The organism is Micromonospora fluostatini (genome assembly GCF_050410825.1).
Classification (GTDB): domain Bacteria; phylum Actinomycetota; class Actinomycetes; order Mycobacteriales; family Micromonosporaceae; genus Micromonospora; species Micromonospora rosaria.
Genome location: NZ_CP191251.1, coordinates 5,167,851 through 5,184,003 on the forward strand (window position 1 = coordinate 5,167,851; position 16,153 = coordinate 5,184,003).

The following is a 16,153-nucleotide window of genomic DNA, read 5'->3' on the forward strand; positions in this document are numbered from 1 at the left end:
GGGTCCGGCCGGGCCACCGTCGGGGCCCGGCCGGACCGCCGGGCTAGCCGTTCTCCTTCTGGAAGCGGTCGTGGGCCTTGTCGACGAGCTGCATGTAGGCGTCCAGGTTCTTGCTCTTCAGCTCGGTGACGTAGGCGTCCCACTCGGTCAGCGGGCGCTGGCCGAGGACGAACTTCAGGGTGTTCTGGGTGACGTGGTCCTTCAGCGGGGTCTCCCAGAGCGCGACCTGCTCGCGCTCCTCGTCGGTCAGCGGGTACGGCGGCGGCACCTGGACCGGGGTCCGGGCGTTCATCACCTGCTGGAACTCCAGCTCCTCCGGGGAGAAGAACGACTGCACCAGTTCCAGGTTGCCGCCGTAGGCGAAGACCCCGTTGTAGAAGCCGAAGTCCTTCTGCAGGTGCTTGCTGCCCTTGGGGTTGAGGCCGACGACGTCGACGTCACCGGTGAGGCCGCGCTTGCCGGAGCCATCCTTGGTGAAGGTGGTCCCCTCGACGCCCCACCTGCTGAACTCCTGGCCCGCGTCGGAGTACCAGAGCCAGTCGATGAACTGCATCATCGCCACGAAGTTCTTGCTCTCCCGGGCCTTCGTGGAGATCATGATGCCGCCGCTGCCCGTCCGGGCGGCCGGGTTGATCTCACCGGCCGGGCCGACCGGCAGCGGGATCTTGACGAGCTTGGCCGCCGGGTTGGTCCGCGCCAGGTCCGGCCGGTACTCGTTGACCAGGGTCTGCGCGTTGCCGCTGATCACGAAGGACTTGCCGTTGGCGAGCTTCTGCCGGGCGGCGTCGTCGGCCTGGGTGAAGCTCTCCGGGTCCATCAGCCCCTCGGCGACCAGCTTGTTCAGGTACGCCAGCATCTGCCGGTACTGCTCACTGGCCCCGGTGTAGACGAACTTCTTCTCCGCCGGTACCCAGGTGGTGTGCTGGTAGTTCCAGCCGGCGTTGGTGCCGAAGGACGCGCCGAGGAAGTTGAGCAGGGCCCCGCCCGGGGTGGGCTTGCCCCACCGGTCGGAGAACGGGTACGTGTCCGGGTACTTCGCCTTCATCGCCTTGAGCGCGGCGTACACCTCGTCCCAGGTCTTCGGGACGGCCAGGCCCAGCTCGTCGAGGATGTCCGTGCGCATCACCAGCGAGTAGTCCTGGGTGGGCTTCTCCTCCATCCCCGGCAGCAGGTAGAACTTGCCGTCGGACTGCCGCAGCGAGTCCAGCTCCGGATGGAACTGCCACTTCTCGATCTTGTCCTTGAGGTTCGGCATCAGGTCGAGGTAGTCGCTCACCGGCAGGACCGCGCCGGAGGAGACGAACGCGTTCTCGGCCGGGTGGTACGTCTTCGGGATGATCAGCGGGGCGTCCCCGGCACCGATGAGCAGGCTGCGCTTCTGCTCGTAGTCGCTCAGCGGCACGGCGACCGGCTCCAGCGTCACGTTGGTCCGCTTGGTCAGCTCCGACCAGAACAGCCAGTCGTTCTTCAACGGGTAGTTCGGGTGGTTGTTGTAGAGCACGGAGAAGGACAGCGGCTCGGTGGCGGTGAACTGGTCGCCGACGCCGTACTCGGCCATCGCGCCGGCCCGGTTCTCGGTGAGGTCCGTCGACTCGGCCGGCTCCTCGGAGCAGCCGACGAGGCTGAACGCGAGCAGACCGGCGGTGGCCAACGCCACCCGGCGCCATGATCGGTGAAGCATGGCTGGTCCCTTCGGTATCGGTGGTGGTGGGGTGGACGGTGCGAGCCGGCCGGCCCGGGTCAGCCCTTGACCGCGCCGAGCATCACGCCGGAGACGAAGTAGCGCTGGATGAAGGGGTAGACCGTCAGGATGGGCAGGGTGGTCAGGACGATGGTCACCGCCTGGAGGGTCGCCGCGGCCTGGACCGCGTCGGCGTCGGCGACCCCGCCGGCCGACTGGGCGCCGGTCGCCCCGGCGATGAGGTTGCGCAGGTAGACGGTGACCGGGAACAACTCCTGCCGGTCCAGGTAGAGGAACGCGGTGAACCACGAGTTCCAGAAGGAGACCGCGTAAAAAAGCACCATCGTGGCGATGATCGCCTTGGACAGCGGCAGCACGATCCGCAGCAGGATGCCGTACGTGTTCAGCCCGTCGACCGCCGCGGCCTCCTCCAGCTCGGTCGGCAGGCTCTCGAAGAACGCCTTCATCACCAGCAGGTTGAACACGTTGATCGCGTTCGGGATCACCACGGCCCAGATGCTGTTCTTCATGCCCAGGCTGGTGATCAGCACGTAGTTGGGGATCAGCCCACCGGAGAAGAACATGGTGAACACCGCGATGCCGACCAGCGCCCCGCGCCCCTTGAGCTGCGGCTTCGACAGCACGTACGCGTAGCAGGTGGTCAACACGATCGAGATGGCGGTGGCGACCACGGTGTACACGACGGTGTTGCGGTAGTTCGTCCAGAACATCGGGTCGGAGGTGACCAGCTTGTACGCGGTCAGGTTGAACCCCTGCGGGAGCAGGTTCACCTTCCCGGCGATGATGTTCGCCTCGTCGCTGAGCGACCGGGCCACGATGTTCACGAACGGGTACAGCGTCACGATCACCACGGCGGTCAGGATGATGCCGTTGACCACCTGGAAGACCCGGTAGCCCCGGGTGTCCCGGGGGCCGCGCGGGCGGCGGGCGGCCCGCTTCGTGCCGAGGGTCACCACAGGCTCGTCCCCACCGTGCGCCGGGAGATCAGGTTCGCCGTCAACACCAGGACCAGCCCGATCACCGCCTCGAAGAGGCCGATCGCGGCGGCGTAGCTGAAGTTGCTGGACTCGAAGCCCATCCGGAACAGGTACGTCGAGATCACGTCCGCCGTCGGGTAGGTCAACGGGTTGTACAGCAGCAGGATCTTCTCGAAGCCGACCGCCATGAAGGTGCCGATGTTGAGGATCAGCAGCGTCACCATGGTCGGCCGGATCCCGGGCAGGGTGACGTGCCAGGTCTGCCGCCACCGGCTCGCCCCGTCGATCCGGGCCGCCTCGTACAGGTTGCCGTCGATGGTGGTGAGGGCGGCGAGGTAGAGGATCGTGCCCCAGCCGACGGTCTGCCAGACCTCCGAGGAGACGTAGATCGTCCGGAACCACTCCGCCCGTTGCAGGAAGGGCACCCCGTCGCCGCCGGTGGCCCGGACGAGCTGGTTCACCGCGCCGTCCATGGCGAGCAGTTGCATCACCATCGCCGCCACGATCACGATCGACAGGAAGTGCGGCAGGTACGACACCGACTGGACGAACCGCTTGAGCTTGCGGGTCCGGACCTCGTTGAGCAGCAGCGCCAGCACGATCGGCAACGGGAAGCAGAACAGCAGGGTCAACGCCCCCAGGACCAGGGTGTTGGTGAACACCTGCCAGAACGTCGGGTCGGCGAAGAACATCCGGAAGTACCGCAGGCCCACCCAGTACTCGCCGAAGATGCTGCCGCCCGGCTGGAACCGGCGGAACGCGATCACGTTCCCGAGCATCGGCAGGTACCGGAAGACCAGGAAGAACAGCAGCGGCAGGACGGCCAGCGAGTAGAGCTGCCAGTCCCGGCGCACCGCCTGCCGCCAGCTCCGACGCCGGGGCCGTACCCGGCGGGCGGGGGCGACCGGCGCGGGCTCGCCGGTCTCCGGCGGCCGGAGCGTCTCGGAGGTCATCCTCGCCCCTCCTACCGGGGCTGCGCGAGCGCCACAGCGGGCTCGACCCGCACGCTGGTGAGCAGTTCCCGCTGGTGGCCGACCTCGCGTTCGGCACCGGTCAGCCGCAGCGGCAGACCGGCCACCACGTCCCCGCTGGACCGGCCGAACCGCAGTTCGACCGCGCCGGGCTCGACGACCCGCCGGCCCCGCAGCCCGGTGAACGACGCCACGTCGGCGCAGACCCCGAACGTCACGGTCGCCGCCGCCCCGGCCTCCAGCGCGACCCGGGCGTACCCGACCAGCCGGACCACCGGCCTGGTGGTCTGCGCGACCGGGTCGTGCAGGTACAACTGGACGATCTCCGTGCCGGCCCGGGAGCCGGTGTTGCGCACGGTGATCCGGACCGTGGTCTCCCCGTCGACCGGCCAGGCCACCGGCCCGGCACCGGACACCGGCGCCCCCGCCGGGTCGAGCACCGTCGCGTCGGACCAGTCGAAGGTGGTGTAGCTCAGCCCGTGCCCGAACGGGTACGCCGGGGTCGGGTCCACCGAGGAGACCGCGGAGCGGCGACCCAGCGGCGGCGACAGGTAGGTGGCGGGCAGCCCGCCCGCGTCCCGGGGCACGCTCACCGGCAGCCGGCCGGACGGGTTCACCGCGCCGGTGAGCACCTCGGCCAAGGCCCGGCCGCCCCGCTGCCCGAGGAAGAACGCCTGCACGACGGCGGCGGCCCCGGCGAACTCCGGGCCGAGCGCGTACGGCCGGCCGGCCAGCAGCACCAGCACCACCGGCGTACCGGTCTCCAGCACGGCCCGGACCAGGTCCGCCTGCACGCCGGGCAGCCGCAGGTCGGCGGCGTCACAGCCCTCGCCGGAGGTACCCCGGCCGAACATGCCGGCCCGGTCCCCGACGGCGAGCACGCAGACGTCGGCCTCGCCGGCCGCGGCGACCGCCGCCGCGAAGCCGGTGGTGTCGTCGCCGGTGATGGCGCAGCCCCGTTCGTGGACCAGCCCGGGGACGAGCCGGGCGAGTTCGTCGCGCAGCGAGGGCAGGTCCAGGCCGAGCCCGTGCTCGGGATGCTCCCCGACGTGGTTGGCGAACGAGTAGCAGCCGAGGAAGGCCATCGGGTCGTCCGCGACCGGGCCCACCAGCGCGACCCGCCGCTGCGGGGCGAGCGGCAGCACCCCGTCGTTGCGCAGCAGCACGACCGACTCCCGGGCCAGCCGCAGCGCGACCTCCCGGCTGGTCTCGTCGTCGAGGCGCAGGTCCTCGACGTCGTCGGGGAGTTCCCGCCAGTCCCCGTCGAGCAGGCCCAACTCGGCCTTCTGGGTCAGCACCCGGCGCAGCGCCCGGTCGACCAGCGCCTCGTCGACCTCGCCCGCCCGCACCGCCGCGACCAGGTCGGGGCCGAAGGCGTCCACGGTGGGCAGTTCCACGTCGATGCCGGCGCGCAGGGCGAGCCGGGCGGCGTCGGCCGACCCGTCGGCCAGCTTGTGCAGGGTCTCAAGGAAGCGCACCGAGAAGTAGTCGGCGACGACGGTGCCGGTGAACCCCCACTCGTCGCGCAGCAGCCCGGTCAGCAGGTCCTCGTCGGCGGCGGCCGGGAGGCCGTCGATCTCGGCGTACGAGTTCATCACCGAGCGGGCCCCGCCCAGCCGCAGCGCCATCTCGAACGGCGGCAGGATGGCGTCGGCCAGTTCCCGGCGGCCCATCGACACCGGGGCCAGGTTGCGCCCGCCCCGGGAGGCGGAGTACCCGGCGAAGTGCTTGAGCGTGGCCACGATGCCGGCCCGTTCCAGCCCCCGCACGTACGCCGCGCCGACCGTCCCGACCAGGTACGGGTCCTCCCCGATGGTCTCCTCGGTCCGGCCCCACCGGTAGTCCCGGGTGACGTCGAGGACCGGGGCCAGCCCCTGGTGCACCCCGGCGGCCCGCATCGACCGGCCGATCCGCCCGGCCATCTCCTCGACCAGGTCGGGGTCGAAGGCGGCACCCCAGCCCAGCGGGGCCGGGTAGACAGTGGCCCGCCAGGCGGCGAAGCCGGTCAGGCACTCCTCGTGCACCTGGGCGGGGATGCCGAAGCGGCTGGTGGCGACGATCTGCGCCTGGGAGGCGGCCAGCGAGCGGGCACCCTGGACCGGGTCCACCGGCGCGGTGCCGAACGGGCGGGTGAGCTGGCCCAGCCCGTACCGGATGAGGTCGGGCCACGGCGGGGCGTCGCCCATCATGTCGGACTGGTGCGGGGCGACCCCCTCGCCGGAGGCGTCCGCGCCGACCCAGACCCCGACGAGTTGGGCGACCTTCTCCTCCAGCGTCATCAGCGGGATGAGCGCCTCGGCCCGTTCGGTCGGCGACCGCTGCGGATCACGCCAGGCGGCGGCGTCCCGGGGCGCCGGACCGTGGTCGACGGGCACCTGACTTCTCATCCGTTCCCCTTAGCTTCGACCCCGCCCGCGCCCCGTGGTCAGGGCGAACGACGACAGCGACGGCCTCGAAAGTTTCGGCAATAACCGCGTTACCTGGTTCGGCAACTTAAGCGGCGCGTCAGAATGTGTCAAGGGTCTCAAATTGACCGTCGACATCGTCCACTCCGCGACGCTCGGTCCCCATCGCGCGGGTGATCGGCGGATTCCCGCATTCACCGGGCACGATCGATGGGCCGAACGTGCTAGGGTGCCTCGAAAGTTTCGGATGCGTTCTATGAGGCTTCGATGACAGAGTCCCGACCGCCGGCCGCACCTGCCTCTGCCACCATCGCCACCATCGCCGACGAGGTCGGGGTCTCCGTGGCGACGGTGTCGAAGGTCCTCAACGGGCGCTCGGACGTCGCCCCCGAGACCCGGGCCCGGGTCGAGGAGAGCCTGGAGCGCAACCGGTACCGTCGCCGCACCAAACGGCAGTCCACCAGCACCGGCCAGCTCGACCTGGTCTTCCACGAGTTCGACTCCGAGTGGGCCATGGAGATCATGCGGGGCGTGGAGGCGGTGACCTCGGCGGCCGGGGTGGGCGTGGCCGTCTCCCAGCTCGGCGGCGCGCACAGCCCCTCCGCGCAGTGGCTCGACGCGGTGCTCGCCCGCCGCCCGCTCGGCGTGCTCTTCGTGCTCTGCCACCTGACCGAGCCGCAGCAGCAGCAACTGCAACGCCAGCTCATCCCGTTCGTCGTCGTCGACACCGACAGCGCCACCTCCGCCTCGGTGCCCACCGTCGGCTCCAACAACTGGAACGGCGGCCTGCTCGCCACCCGCCACCTGCTGGAGCTGGGGCACCGACGGGTCGCGATCATCTCCGGCCCGCAGGACGTGCTGTGCAGCCGGGCGCGGGCCGCCGGCTTCCAGTTCGCCCACGACGAGGCCGGGCTCACCGTCGACCCCACCCTGGTCCGGTACGGCAGCTTCTACGTCGACGCCGGCTACCGGCACGGGATGGAGCTGCTCACCCGCGCCGACCGCCCCACCGCGATCTTCGCCGGGTCGGACATGCAGGCCATGGGGGTGCTCCGGGCCGCCCGGCAGCTCGGCCTGCGGGTGCCCGAGGACCTCTCCGTGATCGGGTACGACAACCTGCCGTTCGCCGCCTGGATCGGTCCCGCCCTGACCACCATCAACCAGCCGCTGCGGGACATGGCCGGCACCGCCACCCACATGCTGCTCGACCTGGCCCGGGGGGTCGAGCTGTCGACGAGCCGGATCGACCTGGTCACCGAGCTGATCGTCCGGGAGAGCACCGCACCCCCACCCGACCACCCCTGACCCGGCGACGCCGGCCCGGCGCGACCGTGGCCCGGCGCGGGAGCCCGGGTCCGGCCACCCTGCGAGGACCCATGCCCTTCGACCTGCCCCTCGACCAGCTCCAGCGGTACGCGCCCGCCGTCGCCGAGCCGGCCGACTTCGACGAGTTCTGGCGGACCACCCTGACCGAGGCCGCCGACCGGCCGGTCCTCGTCGACGTCTGCCCGGAGCCGACCGGCCTGCGCCTGGTCGACACCTGGGACGTCACCTTCGCCGGTTTCGGCGGCGACCCGGTCCGGGCCTGGTACACCCGCCCGGCCGGGGTGGACACGCCGCTGCCGGCGGTCGTCGAGTACGTCGGCTACGGGCGCGGCCGGAGCCTGCCGCACGAGCGGCTGACCTGGCCGGTGGCCGGGTACGCGCACCTGCTGATGGACAGCCGGGGCCAGGCCGGTCAGTACAGCAGTGGCGACACCCCGGACCCGCACGGCGCACCCGGCGGCCCCTGGCCGGTGACCTGGGGCATCCTCGACCCGCACCGGTACCACTACCGTCGCCTGATCACGGACGCCGTCCGGGCGGTCGCGGCGGTCCGGGCGCTGCCCGGCGTCGACGCCGGACGGGTCGCGGTCGTCGGCAACAGCCAGGGCGGCGGGCTCGCCCTCGCGGTGGCCGGACTCGTCCACGACCTCGCGGCGCTGCTCACCACCGCCCCGTTCCTCTGCCACCTCCAGCGGGCGATCGAGCTGACCGACGCCCAGCCGTACGGCGAGATCGCCCGGTACCTGGCGGTCCACCGGACGGCGGAGGGGGCGGTCCGGCGCACGCTGTCGTACGTGGACGGGGTCACCTTCGCCCGGCGGGCCACCGCACCGGCCCAGTTCGGCATCGGCCTCCGGGACAACGTCTGCCCGCCGAGCACCGGCTTCGCCGCGTACAACCAGTACGGCGCGGCCGGCGGCCGGGCAGGACGGCCGCAGCGGGAGATGCACGTCTACCCGTTCAACGGTCACGAGGGCGGGGAGGCCGTGCACACCCGCCGCCAACTGCGCTGGCTGGACGGGATCGTGCGGGTGACCGCACCCGCCGGGTCGGCCGACCGGAGCTGACCGCCGCCACCCGACGCGGTCGGGCCGCCCCGGCCGCGTCGCCGGCTGCGTGCGCCAGCGGGGTCGCCCGTCGGGTCAACCGCGTGGCCGGCGGGTCAGCGGCGTCGCCCGTACCGGCCGGCGGCGACGGAGACACCGATCGCGGCGAAGCCGACCTGGAGGGCCAGTTCGATCCAGTCGATGCCACGGGTGTCGTCGACGCCGAGGATGCCGGCCACGAGGGTGCCGAGGAGCGCGGCGAGCACGCCGATGGCCAGGGTGAGCCAGATCGGGATGCTCTGCCTGCCCGGTACGACGAGCCGTCCCAGCGCACCGATGATCAGGCCGATGACGATGGCGGTGAAGAAGCCGGTAACTTCCACGGGAGCCGTCCCTTCGACAGGTGTCCTGCTTCATGATCATGCCCGGTCGACCCGGCCGGTCACACCCCTGTGCCACCGTCCGGGGAATTCGTCACGTGACCGTCACCCGCCCGTGCGCCGATCGTCGCACCCGCCCGCCGGACCCGCACGCCTCCCGGGATCGCCACCACGCACGTCGGCGCCCGGCGGTCGGGTGGGGGTGCCACCGGTGACCGCCGGGCGCCGGGCGTGGGTCAGCGGGCGCCGCCGGAGAGCGCGACCAGCGCCTGCGCCGTCCGGAAGTACGGGTTGCGGCCGAGGTCGCCGACGGTGGTGATGTTGAAGGCCTCCTTGAGCAGCTTGGCGTCGCCGTCGCTGACCCCGGCGAGGGCGGCCACCGGGGCGTCGACCAGCTCGGCGAGGGACTTGTCCTGGTAGGCCTTGTCGACGAGCTTGGTGAGGTCGGCGGTGACGGGCATGCACACTCCTTCGAGAGAACCGATCGGGACATAACGACCGGATATGGTTGAACCTACCGAATTAGATCATCAGACCCGCGCCCGGGTCCACTGTGGGCAGCCTCGGGTGACCGGATGCCGGCCGGTGCCGCCCGGCGTCGCTGGTCAGCCCTCGTCGCCGCCGTCCTCGTCGCCCTCGAAGGCGTCGAAGACCTCGTCGGCGACCATGCCACCGGCGAAGCCGAGGGCCGCGCCACCGACGACCCCCGCCGCGACCGCGCCCATCCCGGGGCCGCGCCGCTCGTGGTGCTCCTCGTAGTGGCCGCCGTGCGGCGGGCCGTACCCCGGCTGGCCGTAGGCAGGCTGGCCGTAACCCGGTTGCCCGTAGGCGGGCTGGCCGTAGCCGGGCGGCGGGTACCCGCCCGGGGCGCCGTACCCGCCGCCGCCGAGCAGCGACTGCCGCTGGTCCAGCGCCTGGCGCAGCCAGCCGTCCACCTGGCCCGCCCAGTCGACCTGGTCGGCGTCGGTGTGCGCGACCCGGTACCGGCCGTACGAGTCGTGGCCGGGGGTGAACAGGCCACCCCGCTTGTCGAACTCCAGCACGATGTCCACGCCGTACTCGTTGGCGACGAAGGTCAGCTCGACCTCGCTGATGCCGTGCGCGTACTGCGGCGCGGCGTAGTACTCGACCTCCTGGTAGAACGGCAGGCTCTGCTGGAGGCCCGAGATGTACCCGTGCTCCAGGTCGGCGCCCTTGAACTGGAAGCCCAGCCGGCCGAACGCCTCCAGGATCCGCTCCTGCACCGGCAGCGGGTGGACCTGCACCGGGTCCAGGTCACCCTTGTCGACGGCGCCCCGGATGGCGACCTCGGTCCGCAACCCCATCGTCATGCCGTGCAGGTGCTGGCCGTACAGGTCGGTGACCGGGGTCTCCCACGGCACCGGGATCCGGAACGGCAGGGACACCTGCTGCCCCTCGCGCAGGTGCAGGCCCCCGGCCACCTGGACGCGGTGGAACTCGACGGTCGCGTCGTGCTCCGTCTCGGCACCGTCGACCTCGACCCGGGTGACCAGTCCGAGCGAGATGTGGTCGATCTCGGCGTCGTGGCTGCCGCCGGTCAGGTTCACCTGCCCGTCGAGCAGCAACCCGGGGCGGGTGTTCGGATTGGACAGGACCGTGTCGACGCTGGGTCCGCCAACCCCGAACGCACCCAGCATCCTCTTGAAGACCACGTACTTTCCCCTCGCCAGCCGGCGGGCGTGAACGCCCGACCAGCACGTGAATTCATCTCACGACAACCCTTGTCCCACAAGGCGATCAGTGTCGTCCTCAGTGGATTCGGATCTGCCGGGGAAGCTAGCACCACAAGCTGAGAGATCGCTGAATGCAATCGACCCACTACCGAGAGGCAATTTCCCTGCTCGGGTGGCCTGCGGGGAGCCGGGACGCGCCGACCGGACCCGGCCCGCACCCGCACCCGGCCCCGGGCACGCCGGCGGCCGAGCCCCGCCCCTGTTCAGCAGATGCCAGCACGATGACCACCAAAGGCTGGCATCAGCGGCCTTTTCGTAGTCTTCTTCCCGGCAGGTGCGACAGCTATCCTGATCCGGTGACCGTGTTCCGGATCAGTGAGGCGGCCGACCTCCTCGGCGTGAGCACCGACACCGTCCGCCGCTGGGTGGACGCCGGGCGACTGCCCGCCGACCGGGACGAGCACGGGCACCGGCTCATCGACGGCGTGGACCTCGCCGCGTTCGTCCGCGTCCAGGGCGCCCGGCCCGACGACCGGGCCGAGGAGTCCTCGGCCCGCAACCGGCTGCGCGGGATCGTCACCGCCGTGGTCCGCGACGCCGTGATGGCCCAGGTCGACATCCAGGCCGGCCCGTTCCGGATCGTGTCGCTGATGAGCCGGGAAGCCGTCGACGAGCTGGGGCTCCAGGTCGGTTCGGTGGCGGTCGCGGTGATCAAATCGACCACGGTGGTGGTGGAGCGGGCCGCTCCCGGCACCGGCGGCAGAACGAGGAGCACCCCGTGAGCATCCGGACGATCCGTACCGCGCTGGCCGCCGCCACCGTCGCCACGCTGCTGGCCGCCACCGGCTGCGGCGGCGACGAACGCCCCGCCGACGGCGGGGGGTCGGCCGTGGGCGGCACGGTGACCGTCTTCGCGGCGGCCTCCCTGACCGGGGCCTTCACCACCATCGGTACGCAGTTCGAGGCGGCGCACCCCGGAGTCACCGTCCGGTTCAACTTCGCCGGCAGCTCCGGCCTGGCGGCGCAGATCAACCAGGGCGCGCCGGCCGACGTCTTCGCCTCCGCCGCCCCCGCCACCATGACCACCGTCACCGACGCCGGGCACGCCGACGCCGAGCCCACCACCTTCGTCCGCAACCAGCTCGTCATCGCGGTACCGAAGGGCAACCCGAAGGGGATCGCCGGGCTGGCCGACCTGACCGGCCCGGACGTCCGGGTGGCGCTCTGCGCCGAGCAGGTGCCCTGCGGCGCGGCGGCCCGGCGGGCCCTGACCGCCGCCCAGGTCCGCCTGACCCCGGTGACCCTGGAGCAGGACGTCAAGGGCGCGCTCTCCAAGGTGACCCTCGGCGAGGTCGACGCCGCCCTGGTGTACCGCACCGACGTCCGGGCCAGCACCGACGTCGACGGGGTGGAGTTCGCCGAGTCGGCCGGGGCGGTCAACGACTACCCGATCGTCGTGCTGCGGGACGCCCCGAACCCGGCCGGCGCGCAGGCGTTCGTCGCGTACGTCCTCTCCGAGCCGGGCCGGACCGTGCTCACCGAGGCCGGCTTCCAGGCCCCGTGACCGGCACCCCGGCCGCTCCGGGCGGTACCCCCACCCGGCCGGCCGCCCGGTGGCCCGCGCGCCGGTCACCGGCCCGGCAGGGCGGACGCCGGGTGCCGGTCGCCCTGCTGGTGCCGGCCGGGCTGGGGCTGGTCTTCCTGACCCTGCCGCTGGCGGGGCTGCTGGTGCGTACCCCGTGGGCCACCCTGCCGGAGCGGCTCACCGCGCCGGGCGTGCTCACCGCGCTGCGGCTGTCGGTGGTGTGCGCCACCCTGGCGACGCTGCTCTGCCTGCTGCTCGGCGTCCCCCTGGCCTGGCTGCTCGCCCGGGTCGACTTCCCCGGCCGGCGGCTGGTCCGGGCCCTGGTCACCGTCCCGCTGGTGCTGCCCCCGGTGGTCGGCGGGGTGGCGCTGCTGCTGGTCTTCGGCCGGCGGGGCCTGCTCGGCGGGTGGCTCGACGAGACGTTCGGCCTCACCCTGCCGTTCACCACCACCGGGGTCGTGCTCGCCGAGGCGTTCGTGGCGATGCCGTTCCTGGTCATCGCCGTCGAGGGGGCGCTACGCGGGGCCGACACCCGGTACGAGGAGGCCGCCGCCACCCTCGGGGCCGGCCGGTGGACCACCTTCACCCGGGTCACCCTGCCCCTGGTCGCCCCCGGCGTGGCGGCCGGGGCGGTGCTCGCCTGGGCCCGCGCGCTCGGCGAGTTCGGCGCGACCATCACCTTCGCCGGCAACTATCCCGGCACCACCCAGACCATGCCCCTGGCGGTGTACCTGGCCCTGGAGACCGACCTGGAGGCGGCGATCGTGCTGAGCCTGATCCTGCTCGTCGTCTCCGTGGCGATCCTCGCCGGGCTCCGGGACCGCTGGATCGGCACCTCGTGACCGGCCCGCTGCGGGACCGGTCCCGCCCGGTCGAGGTACCGCAGGATCGTCCCCGCCCGACCGCCGCGCTGCTGGACGGGCACCTCGTGGTGGACCGGGGCGTCTTCCGGCTCGACGTCCGGCTCCGGGTGGCCGCCGGGGAGGTCGTCGCCCTGCTCGGCCCGAACGGCGCGGGCAAGACCACCGCCCTGCGCGCCCTGGCCGGGCTGCAACCGCTCACCGCCGGTCACCTCACCCTCGACGGGGTCGACCTGGACCGGCCCGACCGCCGGCACCTGGTCGGGCCCGAGCACCGCCGCATCGGCGTGGTGTTCCAGGAGTACCTGCTCTTCCCCCACCTCAGCGCGCTGGACAACGTGGCGTTCGGTCCCCGGCGGCAGGGCCTCGACAAGCGGGCGGCCCGGGCCCGGGCCGCCGACTGGCTGGACCGGGTCGGACTGGCCGGGTACGCCGACCGCCGGCCGCGCCGGCTCTCCGGGGGGCAGGCGCAACGGGTCGCCCTGGCCCGCGCCCTCGCCGTCGACCCGACCCTGCTCCTGCTCGACGAGCCGCTGGCCGCCCTGGACGCGCGGACCCGGCTGGACACCCGTACCCAACTGCACCGGCACCTGGCCGCGCACCCCGGCGCGACGGTCCTGGTCACCCATGATCCGCTGGACGCGCTCGCCCTGGCCGACCGGCTGGTCATCGTCGAGGACGGCCGGGTCGTGCAGGACGGCGACCCGGCGACCGTCACCGCCCGGCCGCGCACCGACTACGTGGCCCGCCTGGTCGGGCTGAACCTCTACCGGGGCGAGGCGACGGGGCGGCAGGTCCGCCTCGGGTCGGGCCTGGTGCTCGGCACCGCCGACCGGGTGACCGGCGACGCCTTCGTGGTCTTCCCGCCCACCGCCGTCACCCTGCTCCCGGAGCGCCCCGGCGGGGACGTGCCGCACGCCTGGCCGGCCACGCTCACCGGCGTCCAGCGCCACGGTGACCACCTGCGGGTGGAACTGAGCGGCCCGGTCGAGACCGTCGCCGACGTCACCCCGGCCACCGCCGCCCGCCTCCGGCTCACCCCCGGACAGCAGCTCTGGGCGGTGGTCGACCCCGCCGCCACCCGCGCCTACCCCGCTGCCCCACCCCACTAGCCCCACCCGCTCCCGCCCGCACCGCCGCGCCTTCCGGGGGGGGGGTGGCAAGAAGGGGACCCTTCTCTACCGTATGCGTTAAGAAGGGGCCCTTCCTTTCACTCCGGCGGGGCGCCGGTGCTGGCGTCGTGGACCAGGTCGGCGTACTCCGCGCCGTGCCGGTCGAGGAAGCGGGTGACGAACGGGCAGACCGGCACCACCTTCCGTTGCCGGTGTCGGGCGTCGTCGAGCGCGCCCCGGATCAACGTGCTCGCCACGCCCCTGCCCTCGTACCCGGGCAGGATCTCGGTGTGGGTGAGCACGAGGACGTTCCCGACACCCCGCAGGTAGCTGGCGTACCCGGCCAGGTCACCGTCGACCCGGGCCTCGTACCGCTGCTCGTCCGACACGTCGGTGACGGTGATCTCCATCCCTGGTGGCCTCTTCCGGGTAGGCGGGGTGGTGCGGGGCCGACCAGGCTACCCCCCCGCCCCGGCCGGTCCGCTGCGGTCCGGTGCGGCGTGGGACGCGGGTGCGGGCCGGGGTGGGTCAGACGGGTGCCCGGGCGGGGTCGGGGGTCGGGGTGGTGGCGCGGGCGCGCAGGCCGAAGGCGGTGACGACCGCCGCGAGCAGGACCGCCACCAGCGGCAGCACCAGCCCGGCGCGGACCGCGTCCAGGGTGACCCCGGTCGTCCCGGGTCCCCGGGCCACGGCCACGCTGACGGCGGTGACGGCGGAGATCCCCAGCGCCATGCCGAACTGCATCGAGGTGTACAGCAGGCCGCCGGCGAGCCCGTGCTCCCGCTCGTCGACCCCCTCGACGCCGGCCATTGTCAACGGGCCGTAGGCCAGCGCGAAGGCGAGACCGAGCAGCACCATGGTCGGCAGCATCGCCGCGTACGCCCAGTCCAGCCGCGCCGGCAGGAACAGCGCGTACGCCGCCACGGCGGCGAGCAGGCCGAAGAACAGGACCCGGGTGGTGCCGAACCGCTGCACCAGCCACGGCGTCAGGGTCGGGGCGAGCAGCAGGTCGAGGGCGACCAGCAGCATCGCCAGCCCGGTCTGGAGGGGGCTCCACCCGCGCAGTTCCTGGAGGTAGAGGGTGACCATGAACTGGAACCCGGCGAACGCCCCCATGAACAGCAGAGCGGTGACGTTCGTCCGGACCAGTGCGGCCCGGCGGAAGATCCCCAGCCGGACCAGCGGGTCGGCCGCCCGCCGCTGCACCGCGACGAAGAGCGCGAGCACGGCCGCCCCCACGGCGAGGAAACCCAGGGTGACCCCGATCCCGTCGCCGCCGTGCTCCAGCCGGACCACCCCGTAGGCGAGCAGGAGCATCGCGCCGGTGAGGCTGACCGCGCCGGCCACGTCGAACCCGGCCCTCGGCCGGGTCACCGGCGGGTCGGGGGCCACCAGCGGCAGCGCGGCGAGCAGCAGCACCGCCGCGAAGATCACCGGGGCGAAGAAGACCCACCGCCAGCCCAGTTCGGTCAGCGCGCCCCCGGCGACCAGCCCGAGCGAGAAGCCGCCCGCCGCGATGGCCGCGTACACCCCCAGCGCCCGGGTCCGTCGCGGCCCGGCGGGGAAGGCGGCCGTCACCAGGGCCAGCCCGGCCGGGGTCAGGAAGGCCGCCGCGACCCCGGTCACGAACCGGGACACCAGCAGCATCCACCCCTCGGTGGCGAACCCGCCGAGACCGGAGAAGACCAGGAAGACCGTCAGCCAGGTCAGGAACATCCGGCGGCGGCCGTACAGGTCGGCGGCCCGCCCGCCGAGCAGCATGAAACCGCCGTACCCGAGGACGTACGCGCTCACCACGCCACTGAGCGTGCCGGTGGACAGGCCGAGGTCGTCCCGGATGGCGGGCAGGGCCACGTTGAGCATGGCCACGTCGACGCCCTCCAGGAAGATCGCCCCGCAGAGCACCAGCAGGACCCCCCAGGAGCGGGCGTCGAACCGGCCGGATCCGCTGACCATCGTGAGCTCCCCTCCGGCGAACCCCAGCAGGTTCCCGGTACGCACCTCGGTTCCTTGTTGTAACCAGGTGCATCGTCGGGCAGCATCACCAGGCGTGGAAGACGGAACTTCGCCGTCCCTCAGTTACCGCGGGGATACC

General features: G+C 72.7%; 15 protein-coding genes. 6 read left to right on the forward strand and 9 right to left on the reverse strand.

Annotation, left to right across the window (positions count from 1 at the left end; genetic code table 11):
* Window positions 1-43 precede the first annotated feature (43 nt).
* From ACQUFX_RS22750 to ACQUFX_RS22765, 4 genes are read right to left on the reverse strand one after another with little or no spacing between them, the layout of a single operon-like run.
* Complete coding sequence (locus ACQUFX_RS22750) at window positions 44-1,681, reverse strand: ABC transporter substrate-binding protein (RefSeq protein WP_428962345.1); 1,638 nt, start codon at window positions 1,679-1,681, stop codon at window positions 44-46.
* 59 nt (window positions 1,682-1,740) lie between these two features.
* A complete protein-coding gene (locus tag ACQUFX_RS22755; RefSeq protein ID WP_083978371.1) occupies window positions 1,741-2,655 on the reverse strand; it encodes a carbohydrate ABC transporter permease in 915 nt (304 codons plus the stop codon).
* Window positions 2,652-3,632: an ABC transporter permease gene (locus ACQUFX_RS22760; protein WP_428962346.1), complete on the reverse strand. Its 981-nt coding sequence runs from the start codon at window positions 3,630-3,632 to the stop codon at window positions 2,652-2,654. Before ACQUFX_RS22760 ends, ACQUFX_RS22755 begins: the two co-directional genes overlap by 4 nt.
* Window positions 3,633-3,643: 11 nt before the next feature.
* Entirely contained in the window at window positions 3,644-6,037 is a 2,394-nt protein-coding gene (locus tag ACQUFX_RS22765) for a beta-xylosidase/alpha-l-arabinosidase (RefSeq protein ID WP_428962347.1), read from the reverse strand.
* A gap of 285 nt (window positions 6,038-6,322) precedes the next feature.
* Here ACQUFX_RS22765 and ACQUFX_RS22770 point away from each other — a divergent pair, with 285 nt between their 5' ends.
* Window positions 6,323-7,360: a LacI family DNA-binding transcriptional regulator gene (locus ACQUFX_RS22770; RefSeq protein WP_428962348.1), complete on the forward strand. Its 1,038-nt coding sequence runs from the start codon at window positions 6,323-6,325 to the stop codon at window positions 7,358-7,360.
* A 71-nt stretch (window positions 7,361-7,431) separates the two neighbouring features.
* Window positions 7,432-8,448, forward strand: coding sequence for an acetylxylan esterase (locus tag ACQUFX_RS22775; RefSeq protein ID WP_428962349.1), 1,017 nt, complete (start codon window positions 7,432-7,434; stop codon window positions 8,446-8,448).
* Between the two features lie 95 nt (window positions 8,449-8,543).
* On the opposite strand, the gene ACQUFX_RS22780 is transcribed toward ACQUFX_RS22775, so the two are convergent.
* The 3 genes from ACQUFX_RS22780 to ACQUFX_RS22790 form a co-directional block, all read right to left on the reverse strand.
* On the reverse strand, window positions 8,544-8,810 hold the full coding sequence (locus ACQUFX_RS22780) for a GlsB/YeaQ/YmgE family stress response membrane protein (RefSeq protein ID WP_428962350.1): 267 nt from the start codon (window positions 8,808-8,810) through the stop codon (window positions 8,544-8,546).
* Window positions 8,811-9,043: 233 nt separating this feature from the next.
* Entirely contained in the window at window positions 9,044-9,268 is a 225-nt protein-coding gene (locus ACQUFX_RS22785) for a hypothetical protein (protein ID WP_428962351.1), read from the reverse strand.
* 144 nt (window positions 9,269-9,412) lie between these two features.
* Window positions 9,413-10,480, reverse strand: a complete 1,068-nt coding sequence (locus tag ACQUFX_RS22790; RefSeq protein WP_428962352.1) for a sporulation protein — start codon at window positions 10,478-10,480, stop codon at window positions 9,413-9,415.
* A 377-nt stretch (window positions 10,481-10,857) separates the two neighbouring features.
* Here ACQUFX_RS22790 and ACQUFX_RS22795 point away from each other — a divergent pair, with 377 nt between their 5' ends.
* From ACQUFX_RS22795 to ACQUFX_RS22810, 4 genes are all read left to right on the forward strand, one after another.
* Window positions 10,858-11,283, forward strand: a complete 426-nt coding sequence (locus ACQUFX_RS22795; protein ID WP_428962353.1) for a TOBE domain-containing protein — start codon at window positions 10,858-10,860, stop codon at window positions 11,281-11,283.
* The gene (gene modA, locus ACQUFX_RS22800; protein WP_428962354.1) at window positions 11,280-12,065 is read left to right on the forward strand and encodes a molybdate ABC transporter substrate-binding protein; all 786 of its coding nucleotides are present in this window, start codon (window positions 11,280-11,282) and stop codon (window positions 12,063-12,065) included. Before ACQUFX_RS22795 ends, modA begins: the two co-directional genes overlap by 4 nt.
* 92 nt (window positions 12,066-12,157) lie before the next feature.
* Window positions 12,158-12,928: an ABC transporter permease gene (locus tag ACQUFX_RS22805; protein WP_428967038.1), complete on the forward strand. Its 771-nt coding sequence runs from the start codon at window positions 12,158-12,160 to the stop codon at window positions 12,926-12,928.
* Window positions 12,929-12,936: 8 nt separating this feature from the next.
* Window positions 12,937-14,058 (forward strand): ABC transporter ATP-binding protein, encoded by a 1,122-nt coding sequence (locus ACQUFX_RS22810; RefSeq protein ID WP_428967039.1) that lies wholly within the window; start codon window positions 12,937-12,939, stop codon window positions 14,056-14,058.
* A 98-nt stretch (window positions 14,059-14,156) separates the two neighbouring features.
* Here the strand turns inward: ACQUFX_RS22810 and ACQUFX_RS22815 are convergent, their stop codons facing one another.
* Together ACQUFX_RS22815 and ACQUFX_RS22820 are read right to left on the reverse strand one after the other, a co-directional pair.
* Window positions 14,157-14,468, reverse strand: coding sequence for a GNAT family N-acetyltransferase (locus ACQUFX_RS22815; protein WP_428962355.1), 312 nt, complete (start codon window positions 14,466-14,468; stop codon window positions 14,157-14,159).
* Window positions 14,469-14,586: 118 nt separating this feature from the next.
* Window positions 14,587-16,059 carry an MFS transporter gene (locus ACQUFX_RS22820; RefSeq protein WP_428962356.1) on the reverse strand — a complete coding sequence of 491 codons (1,473 nt, stop codon included), beginning with the start codon at window positions 16,057-16,059 and terminating at the stop codon, window positions 14,587-14,589.
* Between the last annotated feature and the right edge of the window lie 94 nt (window positions 16,060-16,153).

Coding starts and splice junctions, on each gene's coding strand:
- ACQUFX_RS22750 (WP_428962345.1), bottom strand. CDS start 1,681: ATGCTTCACCGATCATGGCGCCGGGTGGCGTTGGCCACCGCCGGTCTG.
- ACQUFX_RS22760 (WP_428962346.1), bottom strand. CDS start 3,632: ATGACCTCCGAGACGCTCCGGCCGCCGGAGACCGGCGAGCCCGCGCCG.
- ACQUFX_RS22765 (WP_428962347.1), bottom strand. CDS start 6,037: ATGAGAAGTCAGGTGCCCGTCGACCACGGTCCGGCGCCCCGGGACGCC.
- ACQUFX_RS22770 (WP_428962348.1), top strand. CDS start 6,323: ATGACAGAGTCCCGACCGCCGGCCGCACCTGCCTCTGCCACCATCGCC.
- ACQUFX_RS22775 (WP_428962349.1), top strand. CDS start 7,432: ATGCCCTTCGACCTGCCCCTCGACCAGCTCCAGCGGTACGCGCCCGCC.
- ACQUFX_RS22785 (WP_428962351.1), bottom strand. CDS start 9,268: ATGCCCGTCACCGCCGACCTCACCAAGCTCGTCGACAAGGCCTACCAG.
- ACQUFX_RS22815 (WP_428962355.1), bottom strand. CDS start 14,468: ATGGAGATCACCGTCACCGACGTGTCGGACGAGCAGCGGTACGAGGCC.